The 15,375-nt window shown below is 59.8% G+C and carries 16 protein-coding genes; 5 read left to right on the top strand and 11 right to left on the bottom strand.

From position 1 onward, the window contains the following. Window positions 1-110 precede the first annotated feature (110 nt). Window positions 111-2,177, top strand: a complete 2,067-nt coding sequence (locus I9H07_RS21240) for an AsmA family protein (protein WP_236424017.1) — start codon at window positions 111-113, stop codon at window positions 2,175-2,177. Between the two features lie 217 nt (window positions 2,178-2,394). Here the strand turns inward: I9H07_RS21240 and I9H07_RS21235 are convergent, their stop codons facing one another. Continuing rightward, window positions 2,395-2,934 (bottom strand): ferritin-like domain-containing protein, encoded by a 540-nt coding sequence (locus I9H07_RS21235; RefSeq protein WP_024644100.1) that lies wholly within the window; start codon window positions 2,932-2,934, stop codon window positions 2,395-2,397. Window positions 2,935-3,294: 360 nt separating this feature from the next. Then, the gene (gene osmE, locus I9H07_RS21230) at window positions 3,295-3,633 is read right to left on the bottom strand and encodes an osmotically-inducible lipoprotein OsmE (protein ID WP_024673643.1); all 339 of its coding nucleotides are present in this window, start codon (window positions 3,631-3,633) and stop codon (window positions 3,295-3,297) included. Window positions 3,634-3,944: 311 nt separating this feature from the next. Between osmE and I9H07_RS21225 the strand changes: the two genes are divergently transcribed. Beyond that, a complete protein-coding gene (locus I9H07_RS21225; protein WP_024673644.1) occupies window positions 3,945-4,178 on the top strand; it encodes a hypothetical protein in 234 nt (77 codons plus the stop codon). On the opposite strand, the gene I9H07_RS21220 is transcribed toward I9H07_RS21225, so the two are convergent. Then, window positions 4,175-5,056: a DMT family transporter gene (locus I9H07_RS21220; RefSeq protein ID WP_024673645.1), complete on the bottom strand. Its 882-nt coding sequence runs from the start codon at window positions 5,054-5,056 to the stop codon at window positions 4,175-4,177. The two genes, I9H07_RS21225 and I9H07_RS21220, sit on opposite strands and share 4 nt — an antisense overlap. A gap of 152 nt (window positions 5,057-5,208) precedes the next feature. Here I9H07_RS21220 and I9H07_RS21215 point away from each other — a divergent pair, with 152 nt between their 5' ends. Together I9H07_RS21215 and I9H07_RS21210 are read left to right on the top strand one after the other, a co-directional pair. Then, window positions 5,209-5,499: a PsiF family protein gene (locus I9H07_RS21215; protein ID WP_024673646.1), complete on the top strand. Its 291-nt coding sequence runs from the start codon at window positions 5,209-5,211 to the stop codon at window positions 5,497-5,499. Window positions 5,500-5,687: 188 nt separating this feature from the next. Beyond that, window positions 5,688-6,698 carry an AI-2E family transporter gene (locus I9H07_RS21210; RefSeq protein WP_024673647.1) on the top strand — a complete coding sequence of 337 codons (1,011 nt, stop codon included), beginning with the start codon at window positions 5,688-5,690 and terminating at the stop codon, window positions 6,696-6,698. Between the two features lie 60 nt (window positions 6,699-6,758). On the opposite strand, the gene I9H07_RS21205 is transcribed toward I9H07_RS21210, so the two are convergent. Further along, entirely contained in the window at window positions 6,759-8,024 is a 1,266-nt protein-coding gene (locus I9H07_RS21205; RefSeq protein ID WP_236424019.1) for an Hsp70 family protein, read from the bottom strand. A 311-nt stretch (window positions 8,025-8,335) separates the two neighbouring features. Between I9H07_RS21205 and cbpA the strand changes: the two genes are divergently transcribed. Continuing rightward, window positions 8,336-9,280, top strand: a complete 945-nt coding sequence (cbpA, locus tag I9H07_RS21200) for a curved DNA-binding protein (protein WP_024672060.1) — start codon at window positions 8,336-8,338, stop codon at window positions 9,278-9,280. An 82-nt stretch (window positions 9,281-9,362) separates the two neighbouring features. Here cbpA and I9H07_RS21195 read toward each other — a convergent pair whose 3' ends face one another. From I9H07_RS21195 to I9H07_RS21165, 7 genes are all read right to left on the bottom strand, one after another. Beyond that, entirely contained in the window at window positions 9,363-10,493 is a 1,131-nt protein-coding gene (locus I9H07_RS21195; RefSeq protein WP_236424022.1) for a sensor histidine kinase, read from the bottom strand. 293 nt (window positions 10,494-10,786) lie between these two features. Next, window positions 10,787-12,487, bottom strand: coding sequence for an urease subunit alpha (ureC, locus tag I9H07_RS21190; protein WP_058825251.1), 1,701 nt, complete (start codon window positions 12,485-12,487; stop codon window positions 10,787-10,789). A 255-nt stretch (window positions 12,488-12,742) separates the two neighbouring features. Next, the gene (locus I9H07_RS21185; protein ID WP_024666231.1) at window positions 12,743-13,048 is read right to left on the bottom strand and encodes an urease subunit beta; all 306 of its coding nucleotides are present in this window, start codon (window positions 13,046-13,048) and stop codon (window positions 12,743-12,745) included. Next, window positions 13,045-13,578, bottom strand: coding sequence for a GNAT family N-acetyltransferase (locus I9H07_RS21180; protein WP_024672057.1), 534 nt, complete (start codon window positions 13,576-13,578; stop codon window positions 13,045-13,047). The genes I9H07_RS21185 and I9H07_RS21180 overlap by 4 nt, the downstream gene beginning before the upstream one ends. A 10-nt stretch (window positions 13,579-13,588) precedes the next feature. Continuing rightward, window positions 13,589-14,131 carry a GNAT family N-acetyltransferase gene (locus I9H07_RS21175; RefSeq protein WP_058825252.1) on the bottom strand — a complete coding sequence of 181 codons (543 nt, stop codon included), beginning with the start codon at window positions 14,129-14,131 and terminating at the stop codon, window positions 13,589-13,591. A 10-nt stretch (window positions 14,132-14,141) separates the two neighbouring features. Next, window positions 14,142-14,444: an urease subunit gamma gene (gene ureA, locus I9H07_RS21170; RefSeq protein ID WP_005888604.1), complete on the bottom strand. Its 303-nt coding sequence runs from the start codon at window positions 14,442-14,444 to the stop codon at window positions 14,142-14,144. An 85-nt stretch (window positions 14,445-14,529) separates the two neighbouring features. Next, on the bottom strand, window positions 14,530-15,375 hold the full coding sequence (locus tag I9H07_RS21165) for an urease accessory protein UreD (protein ID WP_236424024.1): 846 nt from the start codon (window positions 15,373-15,375) through the stop codon (window positions 14,530-14,532).

The raw sequence follows: 15,375 nt of genomic DNA, 5'->3' as shown, positions 1-15,375 counted from the left end.
CTTTGGCTTGATTTCATATTCAGATCAAACCCTTGGCGCGTTTGTCAGTCGAAGGGTCATGTCATATTCGGCGCGCCAGGGTAGGGGCGCTGTTTTCTGGAGATTCACGCATGACGCGCAGCCGCAAGATTTTCGGATGGACAGGCATCACACTCGTGGTGCTCCTGGCCCTATTGGTCATCGTGATCGTCACGTTCGACTGGAACCGCATCAAACCCACGCTCAACAGCAAAGTCAGCGAAGCGCTGCATCGCCCGTTCGCCATTAATGGTGACCTGGATGTGCGCTGGACCCGCGAGCCTGAGCTGGGTGGCTGGCGCGCCTGGGTGCCGTCGCCGCACTTTGTCGCGGATGACCTGACGCTGGGCAATCCCGAGTGGTCGAAAACGCCGCAGATGGTCACCCTCAAGCATGTCGAGTTTCGTCTGTCGCTGCTGCCTTTGCTGGTTCAGCAGGTGGTGATCCCGCGTATCGACCTGACCGGCCCGGAAGCGAAGCTGGAGCGGCTTGCCGATGGTCGTGCCAATTGGGTGTTTGACCTGCCCAAGTCCGATCCGAATGCCGAGCCCTCCAAATGGGTGATTGATATTGGCGCAATCAAGTTCGACAAGGGGCTGGTGAGCTTCAATGATCAGACGCTGAACGCCAATCTGGACGTGGTGATCGACATGCTCGGCAAGCCGATCCCGTTCAGTGAGATCGTCGGCAGCAAAGAGGCGCAAAAGGCGCAGGAAAAGGGCGCTGTGCCGCAGGACTACGCATTCGGTCTGGGCGTCACCGGCCAGTACCACGGCCAGAAACTCAGCGGCACCGGCAAGATCGGTGGCCTGCTGGCGCTCAAGGATGCCCGTCAGCCATTCCCGGTGCAGGCAGACGTCAAGATTGGCGACACCCATGCAGTGATCGCCGGGACCCTGACCGATCCACAGAACCTCGGTGCGCTGGATCTGCGCTTGAAGCTGTCCGGCGCGAGCCTGAGCAATCTTTACCCGCTGACTGGCGTGACCCTGCCTGACTCCCCGGCCTATTCCACCGACGGCCGACTGGTCGCCAAGCTGCACGATGCGGCCGGCGCAAGCTTCCGTTACGACGGCTTCAACGGCAAGATCGGCAACAGTGATATCCATGGCGACCTGGCTTACGTCGCCAGCCAGCCACGGCCCAAGCTGAGTGGTGTGCTGGTGTCCAACCAGTTGCTGTTCAGCGACCTCGCGCCGCTGATTGGTGCGGACTCCAACGCCGCGCAGAAAAAGCGCGGGGGCGAAAGCAAGCAACCGTCGGGAAAGGTCTTGCCGGTTGAAGAGTTTCAGACTGATCGCTGGCGTGCCATGGACGCAGACGTCGAGTTCACCGGCAAGCGCATTGTGCAAAGCCCTGATCTGCCGTTCACCGACCTCTATACGCATCTGGTTCTCAACGACGGCCAGTTGAGCCTTGAGCCGCTGCGGTTTGGCGTTGCGGGTGGCAAGCTGGACGCCGACATCCGCCTTGATGGGCGCGACAAGCCCTTGCAGGGTCGTGCCAGACTGTCTGCACGCAACTTCAAGCTCAAGCAGTTGTTCCCGACCTTCGAGCCGATGAAAACCAGTTTCGGTGAGCTGAACGGCGATGCCGATATCAGTGGTCGCGGCAACTCGATTGCAGCCCTGCTCGGCACCGCCAACGGCGAAATGAAAATGCTCGTCAACGACGGCGCGATCAGCCGAGGCCTGATGGAAATCGCCGGGCTTAACGTCGGCAATTACGTGGTGGGCAAACTGTTCGGCGACAAGGACGTGAAGATCAATTGCGCGGCCTCCGATTTCGGCATCAAGGACGGCCTGGCGACCAGTCGCCTGTTTGTCTTCGATACCGAGAACGCCATCATCTACATCAGCGGCACCGCGAACATGAAGACCGAGCAACTGGATTTGCAGATCAACCCTGAATCCAAAGGCTTCCGCGTGTTCTCGTTGCGTTCGCCGCTATACGTCAACGGCCCGTTCGCCAAGCCCAATGCCGGCGTGCAGTCCGGGCCGTTGCTGTTGCGCGGCGCCGGTATGGTGCTGCTCGGCGCGACCGTGGGCCCGGTGGCAGGCCTGCTGGCGCTGGTCGCGACCGGCGACAACGAACCCAACCAATGCGGCCCGCTGCTGGAGCAGATGCGCACCGGCAAGGCGCCGAAGACAGTGAAGTAACGTCCCCTCTCTCGTGCCAGCGCTCTGCGTTGGCATGCATTTCGTGACGCTCCGCGTCACAAGTGTGCGCCCCACCGCATATTTGGCCGGACGCAGAGCGTCCAGAAATGCATTCCCACTGGAGCGTGCGTAACGATGTTCATGCGCACTGCCTGAAAACTTATCACCCACAAAAAAGCCAGGACACAGGTCCTGGCTTTTCATGTGCTGCCGCGTATTACAGGCCTTCGAGAATATCCGCCATGTCATCGGCGTGCTCTTCTTCCTGAGCAAGGATTTCTTCAAAGATGCGGCGAGTCGTCGGGTCGCTGTCACCGAGGTACTGAATGATCTCGCGGTAGCTGTCGACCGCGATGCGCTCGGCGACCAGGTCTTCGTAGACCATTTCCTTCAGCGTGTTACCGGCAACGTACTGCGCATGAGAGTTTTTCGACAGCAGGTCCGGGTTGAACTCCGGCTCGCCGCCCAGCTGCACGATACGCTCGGCCAGCTTGTCGGCGTGCTCGGCTTCCTGAGTCGCATGCTCCAGAAACTCTTCCGCAGCGACGCTGGCTTTCAGGCCGGACGCCATATAGTAGTGGCGCTTGTAGCGCAGCACACAGACCAGTTCGGTCGCCAACGACTCATTGAGCAGGCGCAACACGGTCTCACGGTCAGCGCTGTAACCCTCAGTCACCGCACCATTTTCAACGTTCTGGCGCGCACGCTGGCGCAGGGTATTTACATCGGATAGCTGTGATTGCGGTGCAGAATTCATCATTTATCTCCAGGACTCATCAGGTTTTGCTGTCTCGCTCTGTGGATTGCCCGGCAAGATCAGCAAAGGTTGTGAGTGGTGGAGGGCGCAAAAAGTTTTATCGGATTTTCGCAGGACAGGGCGGATGTGACTAAATGTAAAAATATAAGAAACGAGCGCCGAGCAGCGAGGTCCCAACCATGAGACCCAAATAAATCGTGGAGATACACAATGCTCAAGTTCCTGGGAAGCACCGTCGGCATCATCTTTCTGATCGGCCTGGTTGTGGTTATTGCCCTGTTCAAGCTGGTTTTCTAAAAAGCATTCAACAAAAAGCCCGAGGCATCGCGTCTCGGGCTTTTTGTTTGTAGCGTGCTTTTATCACATCGCTTTTTCGTTCTTCTCGCGCTGTTCGCAGGTCATGAAACCCTTGTTGGTCACACGGCCGTCGCTGTTGAAGCTGACGTGGTAAACCTGCTTGTGGCCATCTTTGTTCATCACGTAATTGTTGCAAGTACCTGGGTTGACCTTACGCTCGATGGTGGTCGAAGGCTCGCCGCCGATGGTCAGAACCTGTTGGCGAGTCATGCCGTTCTCGACCTGTTTGACCAGAGGCTCGTTGCGATAAGTGACGTAGTCCACCGGGTTCTGCACGGTTGTGTTGCTGCAGCCAGCCATTGTTGCCAACACAAACGTCGCCGCGAAGAGTTTCTTGTACATCGTTATTGCTCCACATGTCAGAGCCGGTTTTGGCCCGGTATGCCTTGGAGCAGGGAAGGTGCGCAAGAGTTCGAAAAAAGATGGCGATGAGGCAGTACTTTGCCGTCACGCTGATGCCTTTTCTGATCCGCAATGCCATGACGGTCGAGAAAAGATGGCCCTTTGAATATTCCTCGCACGTTCCCGAAAGACCGAGGTCAATCTGATGGCATGGTCGAGCGCTTTTGTTCGGCCCTGGGCTCGGTCATCGTTTGTCTGTCAGACCGTAGTTCGTTAATCAGCCGATCCTCTGTGACGGCCAGGAAGATGCGATGAGCGATAAAGAACTGTATGAGATCGAGTACACCTTGCTGGGCGAGCACCACGTAGACGTTATCGAGAATCTGGACGTGCCCATTATCGAAGTGGTGCACGAGCTGGCGCTCAAGCATCACGTAGAACTGGACGAGTTGCCAGGCGGCGAAACCGGGCTGCCTCACGCGGCCGGTATCACCGATGTGTCGATTCATAGCCTGGAGGTGGGCGAGAGCAGCGCGACGGCCTAGTCTGCCCTTGACCGCAACGGCGTCGTCCAGCGCTCTGCCAGGATGACGCCGCACAGGGTCAGCGCTCCGCCGAACAGGTGATAGAGCGCCAGTTGTTCGCCCAGCGTCGCCGCGGCAATCAATGCCGTGGCGATTGGCATCAGATTGAAGAACAAGGTCGTGCGGCTGGGGCCGAGGCGCATGATCGCTTTCATCCACAGCCACGGCGCGAGCATGGACGTGGGGATGGCGGCGTACAGCACCATCGGGATGTTGCTCGCATTCAGGCCGGTTTTCGCCGACAGGATAAACGGCGGCAGTAGCACGATAATCGCCAGCAGAATCTGCACATACAGCAATTGCAAGGGTGGCAGACACAGTTGCCACTTCTTCAGCAGCGTGCTGTAGACGGCATAGGATGCCGCGGCCACCAACACCATCGCATCGCCTCGGTTGACGCCATGTTCGATCAGATCGCCCGGATGGCCTGCCGAAACCACGACCACTACCCCCGCGAATGAAATCATGGCCCCCACCAGCGCGCCCGACGTCAGGCGTGTGCCCAGGCAGGCTATCGAGAGCCCGAGCGCCATCATCGGCACCATGGACTGAATGATCCCCATGTTGGTGGCGGTCGTCAGGCCGGCAGCGAAATACGCCAGGCTCTGATAAAGCGCTGTGCCCAGCACGGCGAGGATGAAAATCTTGCCCAGCAACGGTTTGATCGCGGCACGGTTTGCCCAGACCGGCCTGAGCATGAACGGTGTGAACAGCAGCCCGGCCAGCGCCCAGCGATAAAACCCTATTTCAGCCGGGAAGATCACCCCGGACGACGCCTTGGTGACAGCCGTATTGATTGCCCAGATAAGGATTGTGATCAGCGGAAAAGCGTATTGCATGTGGGGATCATCATGAAAGCGAGGAGCGATTATCCGCCTGTTTATCGCGAATGCCAGCGCCAATGCGCTGTGCCCCGTCATATCTCGCAACAGCTGACTACACTGGTTATCAGCTTGCGCCGTCCGGCGCAGCGGATCTGGAGAGTCTATCGATGAAGAAGCTCGGTATTCCTTTGTTGCTCGTTGGCCTGATGTTTTCCGCTCAGGGGTTTGCCGCCACCGCGCAGCAGAACAAGATGACCACCTGCAACGCTGACGCCAGCGCCAAATCGCTCAAGGGCGACGAGCGCAAGGCATTCATGAGCACCTGCCTGAAAGCCGCGCCACCGCCAGCGGCCACCCAGCAGGAGAAGATGAAGACCTGCAACGCGACGGCCAGCGCAGAAGCGCTAAAGGGTGACGCGCGCAAAAGCTTCATGAGCGATTGTCTCAAGAAGAAATAATTTTCCGGCGCTGACCAACGTCTCCAGCGGCAGGCGAAAGTGCAGTAAACACGGCACTTTCGTGCGGTTATCAGGCCGATCATCGGGCGGATGATTGCGCCATGGTTTTTCCGCCTTGCGCATCGCTGGTTCTCGGCTAAGAAGGCTGGCAGACTGCCCACCTTCCTTGTGTCGCCCTTTGAGGGTCTATGCCAACGTTTTCTGCGCGTCAGGTGTTAATAGCCAGCTGGATTCTTGTGTTTGGCGGTTTGCTGTTGGTATTGCCTTTCAAATTGTTGCCCAGTCTGCTGGCCGGTCTGCTGGTCTTCGAACTGGTCAACATGCTGACTCCCAAGCTGCAACGCCTGATCTCTGGCGAGCGTGCGCGCTGGCTGGCCGTGGCATTGCTGGGGACCATCGTGGTCAGTCTGCTGACCCTGATTTTTGCCGGTGTCATCAGTTTTGTGCTGCATGAAGCCGAAAATCCCGGCGCCTCGCTGGACAAGTTCATGGTGCTGGTGGATCGCGCCCGTGGCCAGTTACCGCCATTCATCGACGCCTATCTGCCCGCCAGTGCGGCAGAGTTCCGGATTTCCCTGGGGCAATGGCTACAGAAGCATGTCGGTGAGCTGCAACTGATCGGCAAGGGCGCAGCGCACATGTTCGTCACCATGCTGATCGGCATGGTGCTGGGGGCGATCATCGCCTTGCAGCGGATTTCCGGTGATCACGTCCGCAAGCCGCTGGCGGCAGCACTGTTTGATCGTCTGTACCTGCTCAGCCGGGCGTTCCGCAATATCGTCTTCGCCCAGGTCAAGATCTCCCTGCTCAATACCGCCTTCACCTCGGTATTTCTGGCCATCGTGCTGCCGTTGTGCGGTATTCACCTGCCGCTGACCAAAACCCTGATCATCATGACCTTCCTGCTCGGCCTGTTGCCGGTGGTGGGTAACCTGATGTCCAACACGCTGATCTTTATTGTCGGCATGTCGATCTCGATCTGGGTCGCCCTGGCAGCACTGGGTTATCTGATCGTGATCCACAAGGTCGAGTACTTCCTCAACGCGCGAATCGTTGGCGGGCAGATCAATGCCAAATCGTGGGAGCTGTTGCTGGCGATGCTGCTGTTCGAAGCCGCATTCGGCCTGCCGGGCGTGGTGGCAGGGCCGATTTACTATGCGTATCTGAAGAGCGAGTTGCAGAAGGAAGGGCTGGTTTAACGCTAATGTGATAGCGCCACCTGACTGACTATCGTGCGACGCTCTGCGTCCGCTGTTGAGCTAGCCGTAACGCTTTTTCGCCTCGATCGCCAGGCCGCTACCGATGCTGCCGAAGATGTTGCCTTCTACGTGGCGTGCGTTGGGCAGCATGGCCGCGACGCTGTTGCGCAGTGCCGGAATACCGCTTGAACCACCGGTGAAAAACACCGTGTTGACCTGTTCTACGCTCACGCCCGCATCGTTCAGCAGATTCGTCACGCTGTTGCGCACCCGCTCAAGTTGCGCATCAATCGCCGCTTCAAACATCGCCCGGCTCAATTCCACACTGAGCCCCGGCTCAACACGGTCCATCGGCAGATGGCGGTGTTCGGCGTGGGTCAGCTGGATCTTGGTTTCTTCCACTTCCATGGCCAGCCAGTGTCCGGCGCGTTGTTCGATCAGCTTGAACAGGCGATCGATGCCGCCGGTGTCCTCGATGTCGTAGCGCATGCTGCCCAGCGCCAGTTGGGACTTCTGCGAATACACCGCGTTGATGGTGTGCCAGGTCGCCAGATTAATGTGGTGGCTGGTGGGCATGTAGGCACCGCTTTTCATGCGGCTGCCGTAACCGAACAGCGGCATCACACCTTGCAGGCTCAGTTGCTTGTCGAAGTCGGTCCCGCCGATGTGTACGCCGCCGGTGGCCAGAATGTCCTGTTGGCGATCATCGTGCCGGCGTCGCTCGGGCGACAGGCGCACCAGCGAAAAGTCTGAAGTACCACCGCCGATGTCGACGATCAGCACCAGTTCTTCGTTTTCAATGGTCGACTCGTAATCGAAGGCTGCCGCGATAGGTTCGAACTGGAACGACACATCCTTGAAGCCGATCTTGCGCGCCACTTCAGCCAGCGTGTCTTGCGCCTCTTGGTCAGCCTGCGCGTCGTCATCGACAAAATGCACCGGGCGACCCAGCACCACCTGTTCGAAGTCACGTCCGGCAGTGTTCTCGGCACGTTTTTTCAGCTCACCGATGAACAGCGCCAGCAGGTCCTTGAACGGCATCGCCGTGCCCAGCACGCTGGTGTCGTGCTTGATCAGCTTGGAGCCCAGCAGGCTCTTGAGCGAGCGCATCAGGCGGCCTTCGTAACCCTCCAGATACTCGTGAAGCGCAAGGCGGCCATACACCGGGCGGCGCTCTTCCATGTTGAAGAACACCACCGATGGCAGGGTAATCTTGTCGTCCTCCAGCGCGATCAACGATTCCATGCCGGGGCGTTGCCAGCCGACGGTGGAGTTGGACGTGCCGAAGTCGATACCGCAGGCACGGGCCGGGGATTGGTCATTCATGTCTTTTACGTTCCAGTCAAAAAACGGCCGCGCAGTTTATGTCAGCGCGGGCAAATTGCGTAGCGCGACACGTCGCTTATATTTGCCTGGCTGTATTTGCGGCCAAGGCTTGAACTGAGGCCCATCACCCCCAATCTTGAAGGTATTCTCGGTAGACCAGGTTGTCGAAGGCTCGACCCGCCTCAAATGCGGCTGGCTACCTGTACATTTTTCGACGTTAGGTAATCCAGATACCTCATAAACAGAGGGAGCTGGGCGCGTGACGCCAGCGTATCTGGCTTTGCCGGATAAATCGGATGGGTGATCGTTACATGGATTTCAAAGACTACTACAAGATACTTGACGTTGAGCCCACTGCGGACGACAAGGCGATCAAGACCGCCTATCGCAAACTGGCGCGCAAGTATCATCCCGACGTCAGCAAGGAGGCGGGCGCCGAAGACAAGTTCAAGGAAGCGTCCGAAGCCTACGAAGTGCTCAGCAGCCCTGACAAGCGTGCCGAGTACGATGAACTGCGCAAGTACGGTCGACAGGGGCGTCCGTTCCAGACCCCGCCGGGCTGGCAGAGCCGTGCCGGTGCGGGCGCAGGCGGATACGAAGAGACGGCAGACTTTTCCGAGTTTTTCAGTTCCATTTTCGGTGGTCGGCCGCAGCAGGGCGGGCGTACTCGCAACCCGGGGCGCAAGGGCCAGGACGTGGAAATGGAGCTGGCGGTGTTCCTTGAGGAAACGCTGTCCGGGGAATCCAAGCAGGTCAGCTTCAAGGTGCCTCAGCACAGCGCCAACGGGCAGCGGGTCAGCGATATCACCAAGACCCTGAACGTGAAGATTCCGGCAGGTGTGGTCGACGGCGAGCGCATTCGTCTCAAAGGTCAGGGCGCGCCCGGTATCGGCGGCGGTGCCAATGGTGATCTGTACCTGATCATCCGCCTGGCGCCGCATCCGATGTTCGAGGTTGAAGGCCATGATCTGGTGATCACTGTGCCGCTGGCCCCGTGGGAAGCCGCGCTGGGCACCAAGGTGGCAGTGCCGACGCTGACCAGCAGGCTCAACCTGACCATTCGGCCTGACAGCCAGAACGGTCAACGCCTGCGAATCAAAGGCAACGGCCTGATGAACAAGAATGGCGAGCGCGGCGATCTGTATGCGCAGTTGAAGATCGTCATGCCCAAGCAGTCCGACGAAGCGACGCGGGCGCTCTGGCAGAAACTGGCCGACAGCGCGTCGTTCGACCCGCGTGCGCACTGGAAGGGGTAAGCACTGGCAACGCCGTCTGATTCGGCGTTGATATGACGTGAAGCGTCACGGCTGCATGCCGAGCGGCATGCAGCCAGCCGATTCAGTTTTTTGGCAGCACCACGGTAAACGTGGTGCCATCGCCGATGGTCGAGGTCACGGTGATGCTGCCGCCATGGGCGTTGATCACTTCCTTGACGATGAACAGGCCTAGCCCAAGGCTGGTCGACGTGCCGCGTGTTTCGCTGTTTTCTTCGGTGCTGCGCACCAATGGATCGAAGATCGTGCCAATGGCGTCTTCGGCAATCGGTTTGCCTTCGTTGTGCACCACCAGCACCACTGATTTTTCGGACCCGGTGACGCTGACCGTGATTTCATGGCTGGCTGCGCCATGCTGCAAGGCATTGCCGATCAGGTTCTGCAACATCTGGCTGATCCGTCCAGTGTCCCAATGACCCTTGGTGTTGCCTTCGATGCTGAGCACCGGAGTGGAGTCCGGTCGTCCGGCGCAGGCTTCTTCAATGGCTTCGCGGCAGGCGCTGGCCAGGTCCATGTATTTGCGCTCTACCGGCAACCCGGCGCCCAGGCGGCTGCGCACGAACTCAAGCAGATCGCTGACCATCGCGCCCATGTGACGGGTACTGGTCTGGATGCGTGCGACGTAAGCCCCGGTCTTTTCGTCCAGCGCTATTTTGCGTGCCAGCAATTCAGTGGACATGCTGACGGCTTGCAGCGGCGCGCGCAGGTCATGCCCCAGAATGGCCAGAAAGATATCCCGTGAGCGTCCGACTCGCTCGGCATAGGCGGCGGTGGACTCTGCCAAGGCTTCGTCAATCGCTTCATTGAAACGAATCACATCCTGAAAGTCAGCCAGTTGCGGGGCCGCCAGGCTTTCGGCCCACAGACGAATGACGCTGGCGCGCAGATGGCGAAACTCGGACGTCATCTGCACCAGGTCAAAACCGACCTCATGGCGCAATTCGCCATGGCTGCTGGCGGCCTCATCCAGGCTCGGCGTCTTGTTCAGCTCCTCGCCACGGGCCTTGGCGATCTCTTCACTCTTGCTCTGTGCCGTTTTCATGTCGCGTGCAGCCGCGAGCAGAATCGACTTCGCGTGATCCCGCAACTCGACCTTGGTCATCGTTTCTGCAGCCGGTTTCAGGGTTCTGGCGAAGTCTTCCCATTCATCGACAATGCGATCCACATGAATAACGATGAAGTCGGAAAGGCGCATGGCCGAGTACCTTGCTGGAGGTGCGTGACGAAAGATGGCGCATATTACCTCCTTTACATGACATGAAACACAGAGTGTTTACTGTCATTTCGGTCGGTAAACGCCCTTTTTTCGGGGGCCTGTGTCCACCCGGCAGCTTGAGTGAGGGGCGTGCCCGAGCATGGAGGTCACGACGCTCGTCGATGCTCCGCGTGGGCATGCGCCTCTGCGCCCGTTTTTGAACCGGCGATGCTGAACAGACTTCCGGGCACGTCAGGGTTTTTTATAACCCTGAGTGCGGTGCCCGGATGTGACTAGAACAGAAAATACCGCTGCGCCATCGGCAGCACATCCGCCGGTTCGCACCACAGCAATACGCCATCGGCCTTGACCTGATAGGTCTGTGGATCGACCTCGATGTCCGGCAGGTAGTCGTTGTGGATCAGGTCCTTCTTCTGCACAGTGCGGCAGCCTTTTACCACGCCGATCTGTTTTTTGAGGCCCAGCGATTCCGGCACTCCTGCGTCGAACGCGGCCTGGCTGATGAAGGTCATGCTGGTGGCGTGCAGCGAGCTGCCATAGCTGGCGAACATCGGGCGGTAGTGGACAGGTTGCGGTGTCGGGATCGAGGCATTGGCATCGCCCATCAGGCTTGCGGCGATGGCGCCGCCCTTGAGGATCAGGGTCGGTTTCACGCCGAAGAACGCCGGGCGCCAGAGCACCAGATCTGCCCATTTGCCCACTTCGATGGAGCCCACTTCGTGGCTGATGCCATGGGTGATCGCCGGGTTGATGGTGTATTTGGCGATGTAGCGCTTGGCGCGGAAGTTATCGTTGCCAGGGCCATCCTGCGGCAGCGGGCCGCGCTGTTTCTTCATTTTGTCGGCGGTTTGCCAGGTGCGCATGATCACTTCGCCGACCCGGCCCATGGCCTGGCTGTCGGAGCTGAGCATCGAAAATGCGCCCAGATCGTGAAGAATGTCCTCGGCAGCAATGGTCTCGCGGCGTATGCGGCTCTCCGCGAAGGCCACGTCTTCGGCGATACTCGGGTCCAGGTGGTGGCAGACCATGAGCATGTCCAGGTGCTCGTCGATGGTATTGCGGGTGAAGGGCCGGGTCGGGTTGGTCGAGCTTGGCAGCACGTTCGGCGAGCCGCAGGCCCTAATGATGTCCGGTGCATGGCCGCCGCCAGCGCCTTCGGTGTGGTACGTGTGGATGGTGCGGTTCTTGAACGCGGCCAGGGTGGTTTCGACAAAACCTGACTCGTTCAGCGTGTCGGTGTGAATCGCGACCTGCACGTCATATTCGTCGGCAACACTCAGGCAGTTGTCGATGGCGGCCGGCGTAGTGCCCCAGTCTTCATGCAGTTTCAGGCCGATAGCCCCCGCCTTGACCTGCTCGATCAACGGGCCGGGCAGGCTGACGTTGCCCTTGCCGGTGAAGCCGATGTTCATCGGGAACGAGTCCGAGGCCTGGAGCATGCGCGCCATGTGCCATGGGCCGGGTGTGACCGTGGTGGCGTTGGTGCCGGTGGCGGGCCCGGTGCCGCCGCCGATCATTGTGGTCACGCCGCTCATCAACGCCTCTTCGATCTGCTGCGGGCAAATGAAGTGGATGTGCGTGTCGACGCCGCCTGCGGTGAGGATCATGCCTTCACCGGCAATCACTTCGGTGGCCGCACCGACCGCAATGGTCACGTCCGGCTGGATGTCCGGGTTGCCCGCCTTGCCGATGGCGGCGATGCGCCCGTTCTTGATGCCGACGTCGGCCTTGACGATGCCCCAATGGTCGATGATCAAGGCGTTGGTGATCAGCGTATCAACCACGTCAGCGGCCAGCAGTTGACCCTGGCCCATGCCGTCACGGATAACCTTGCCACCGCCGAATTTCACTTCTTCGCCGTAGGTGGTGAAGTCCTTCTCGACCTCGATCCACAATTCGGTATCCGCCAGTCGAACCTTGTCGCCAACGGTGGGGCCGAACATGTCGGCGTAGGCTTGTCGGCTTATCTTCATCTTTCGGGTCTCGGATTCAGAGCTGCAAGCTACAAGCCGCAAGCTGTAAGTTTTTGACTATCGTGCCAATGCTCCGCGTTGGCATGCATCCCGTGACGCTCCGCGTCACAAATCTTCAGTCTTGCGCGATGGTGGGTGTAATCGAGGCGCAGGCTTTTCTGCCCGGCTCCGATGCGACGCAGAGCGTCACGAACAGCATTCCCACGCGGAGCGTAGGAACGATATTCAATATGCGTTTCGCTTGCAGCTGCGCTGCTAAAGCGCACCCATCACCCGGCCGGCAAACCCGTAAACCTCGCGCAATCCCGCCAGATCCACCAGCTCGACTTCGCGGGACTGGCCCGGTTCGAAGCGCACGGCGGTGCCGGCCGGGATATTCAGGCGCATGCCACGGCTGGCGGCACGGTCGAAGGTCAGTGCGTCGTTGGTTTCAAAAAAATGAAAGTGCGAGCCCACCTGAATCGGCCGGTCGCCGCTGTTGGCGACGGTCAGGCTGTGGGTGCGGCGTCCGGCGTTGAGTTCGATGTCACCGGGCTGGATCTGGTATTGACCAGGGATCATGTCGGTTGCCCCAAGGTTTTGAAATAAATGGCGGTCGGCCGATAACGACCGTCCGGTGTTGCGCAATAATCCGGCAGCTCACCGACACGGTTGTAGGCCAGCGAACGATAGAACGCTTCAGCCGTCGAGCCCGCCTCGGTGTCCAGATGCAGCAGCCCGCGCTTGTGTTTCACCGCAGTCTGTTCCACCTCGTCCATCAGTTGCCTGCCAAGGCCACGGCCCCGGGCCTCAGGCAGTACCATCAGTTTCTGCACTTCGGCGCGGTTCAGGCCGTTGGGCTTCTGACACAGCGACAGCTGCGCGCTGGCCAGCACATTATCGTCCTCGGCCACCACCCATAGCAGCAGATTGCCTGCGGCAATATCGGCTTTCAGACCATCGCACCAGGCAAACGCCTGCGCCATGTCCAGGTCCGCCATGAACCCGACCGAGGCGCCGTCATGAACCGTGTCGAACAGCAACTGCGCCAGGCCATGGCGATAATGCGCGAAGCTTTCAGCGGTAACCCGTCGCAGGTGTGCATGGTTCATGGCGTGCTCTCTAGAGGGATTTGGGCGCTTGTGACGCGGGCGGCGAAGCGCCCGGCGACAGGTCAAGCTGCATGAACGTCAGGTCCAGCCAGCGGCCGAATTTGGTGCCGACCTGCGGCATCTGCCCGGTGGTCTTGAAGCCTAGACGATCATGCAGAGCGATGGAGGCCGCGTTGCCGCTTTCGATGGCGGCCACCATCATATGCTTGTCGCAGGCGCGGGCGCGCTCGATCAACTCAGCCAGCAAGCGCGGCCCCAGGCCCTTGCCACGCTGGTCGGCGCGCACGTAGACCGAGTGCTCGACGGTATGGCGAAAGCCCTCGAAAGGCCGCCAGTCGCCAAACGATGAATAACCGAGTACCTCGCCTGTGCGGTCGACGGCGATCAGGATCGGATAACCCTGGGTCTGGCGAGCCGTATGCCAGGCCTGACGGTTGGCCAGGTCGACCGGCTGCTCATTCCAGATCGCCGTGGTGTTCAGCACTGCATCGTTGTAGATGGCCAGAATGCCCGGCAGATCGCCCGGCAATGCATCACGAATCAGCTCCTGCATGATCACTCCCTCAAGCAATCGGCTGGTGTACGGTGACCAGTTTGGTGCCGTCCGGGAAGGTGGCCTCCACCTGGATCTCCGGGATCATTTCCGGAATACCTTCCATGACCTGATCGCGGCTCAGCAGGGTGGTGCCGTAGTGCATCAGATCAGCGACGGTCTGCCCGTCACGCGCGCCTTCCAGCAACGCCGCCGAGATATAGGCCATGGCTTCCGGATAATTGAGCTTCACACCGCGTGCCAGACGCCGTTCGGCGACCAGTCCGGCGGTGAAAATCAGCATCTTGTCTTTTTCGCGTGGCGTCAGGTCCATGAGGTATTCGCTTCTTCAGATTCGGTCGTTGATCGTTCCCGTGCTCCGGCCAGAAATGCCGCCCTGGATGCATCGGGCCCAACCCTCAGGTATTCCAGATTCTCGGCGTTATCGCTTCGCGTCCCAGCAGGGCAGGGCGCAGGCGTTTCCAGATTTCTATCAGCCAGGCCCTGGCGTGCAAGGCTTCATCAGCCAGACAGCGCGCGACGATTAATCCCGGCAACTGAGTCAGATTACCGCGGACCGGATTAGGCATCGACAGTGAGCGGCAATCTTCAAGCAGGTCGCTGGGCGCCTCACCGGTCAGCAGCAGGGTGGCGAACACCGTTTTGCCATCCAGCCCGATGGGCGAATCCAGCAGCCCGTCAGCGCCGATAATGCGTTGCCGCTCGTGCCAGAGCAATGCGCCGTCGCGACGGATGTCCAGATGCGACTGAAAATGCCCGTCCTCGAAACGCTCACCACTGGCGGGACGGCCCAGCGCCACGACATCCCAGTAGCATAACCGGGCATCACCATGCAGTTCGATGCGCGTGGTCAGTTCTGCCTGAGCGTTGCTGAACACGATGGTTTCCTGCGGGAGCCATTCCAGCGTCGCGCCGGGCTGGACATGCAGCTCCAGTTGCTGAAATGCCGGGCTGGCGGCGCGATACCATTTGGCTGCGCCGGGGCTGGTCAGTTGTGCCCAGGCCGCTGCGCCGACGTTGACTGAAATATCCAGCCGGTCGCCACCGGCGATGCCGCCCGGTGGATGAACGATGATGTGCTGGCACACCTCGGGTCCTTCGGCGTACAGATGTTTCTGTACCCGAAGGGGCCCTTTGTGGCGGCGTTGTGTCGGGCGCGTGCAGTCGTCAAAACGGCCATAACCCAGCTCCAGCTCGGCATGCCAGCTGGGCGTGAACAGGGCGGTGTGGGCAGGCAGGTTCAT

Source organism: Pseudomonas syringae, from assembly GCF_023278085.1.
GTDB lineage: Bacteria > Pseudomonadota > Gammaproteobacteria > Pseudomonadales > Pseudomonadaceae > Aquipseudomonas > Aquipseudomonas syringae_Q.
The sequence above is the reverse complement of the archived record's forward strand: the minus strand, read 5'-3'. Positions and strand labels throughout refer to the sequence as shown.

Coding starts and splice junctions, on each gene's coding strand:
- I9H07_RS21240 (WP_236424017.1), top strand. CDS start 111: ATGACGCGCAGCCGCAAGATTTTCGGATGGACAGGCATCACACTCGTG.
- I9H07_RS21235 (WP_024644100.1), bottom strand. CDS start 2,934: ATGAATTCTGCACCGCAATCACAGCTATCCGATGTAAATACCCTGCGC.
- osmE (WP_024673643.1), bottom strand. CDS start 3,633: ATGTACAAGAAACTCTTCGCGGCGACGTTTGTGTTGGCAACAATGGCT.
- I9H07_RS21225 (WP_024673644.1), top strand. CDS start 3,945: ATGAGCGATAAAGAACTGTATGAGATCGAGTACACCTTGCTGGGCGAG.
- I9H07_RS21220 (WP_024673645.1), bottom strand. CDS start 5,056: ATGCAATACGCTTTTCCGCTGATCACAATCCTTATCTGGGCAATCAAT.
- I9H07_RS21215 (WP_024673646.1), top strand. CDS start 5,209: ATGAAGAAGCTCGGTATTCCTTTGTTGCTCGTTGGCCTGATGTTTTCC.
- I9H07_RS21210 (WP_024673647.1), top strand. CDS start 5,688: ATGCCAACGTTTTCTGCGCGTCAGGTGTTAATAGCCAGCTGGATTCTT.
- I9H07_RS21205 (WP_236424019.1), bottom strand. CDS start 8,024: ATGAATGACCAATCCCCGGCCCGTGCCTGCGGTATCGACTTCGGCACG.
- cbpA (WP_024672060.1), top strand. CDS start 8,336: ATGGATTTCAAAGACTACTACAAGATACTTGACGTTGAGCCCACTGCG.
- I9H07_RS21195 (WP_236424022.1), bottom strand. CDS start 10,493: ATGCGCCTTTCCGACTTCATCGTTATTCATGTGGATCGCATTGTCGAT.
- ureC (WP_058825251.1), bottom strand. CDS start 12,487: ATGAAGATAAGCCGACAAGCCTACGCCGACATGTTCGGCCCCACCGTT.
- I9H07_RS21185 (WP_024666231.1), bottom strand. CDS start 13,048: ATGATCCCTGGTCAATACCAGATCCAGCCCGGTGACATCGAACTCAAC.
- I9H07_RS21180 (WP_024672057.1), bottom strand. CDS start 13,578: ATGAACCATGCACACCTGCGACGGGTTACCGCTGAAAGCTTCGCGCAT.
- I9H07_RS21175 (WP_058825252.1), bottom strand. CDS start 14,131: ATGCAGGAGCTGATTCGTGATGCATTGCCGGGCGATCTGCCGGGCATT.
- ureA (WP_005888604.1), bottom strand. CDS start 14,444: ATGGACCTGACGCCACGCGAAAAAGACAAGATGCTGATTTTCACCGCC.
- I9H07_RS21165 (WP_236424024.1), bottom strand. CDS start 15,375: ATGAACCTGCCTGCCCACACCGCCCTGTTCACGCCCAGCTGGCATGCC.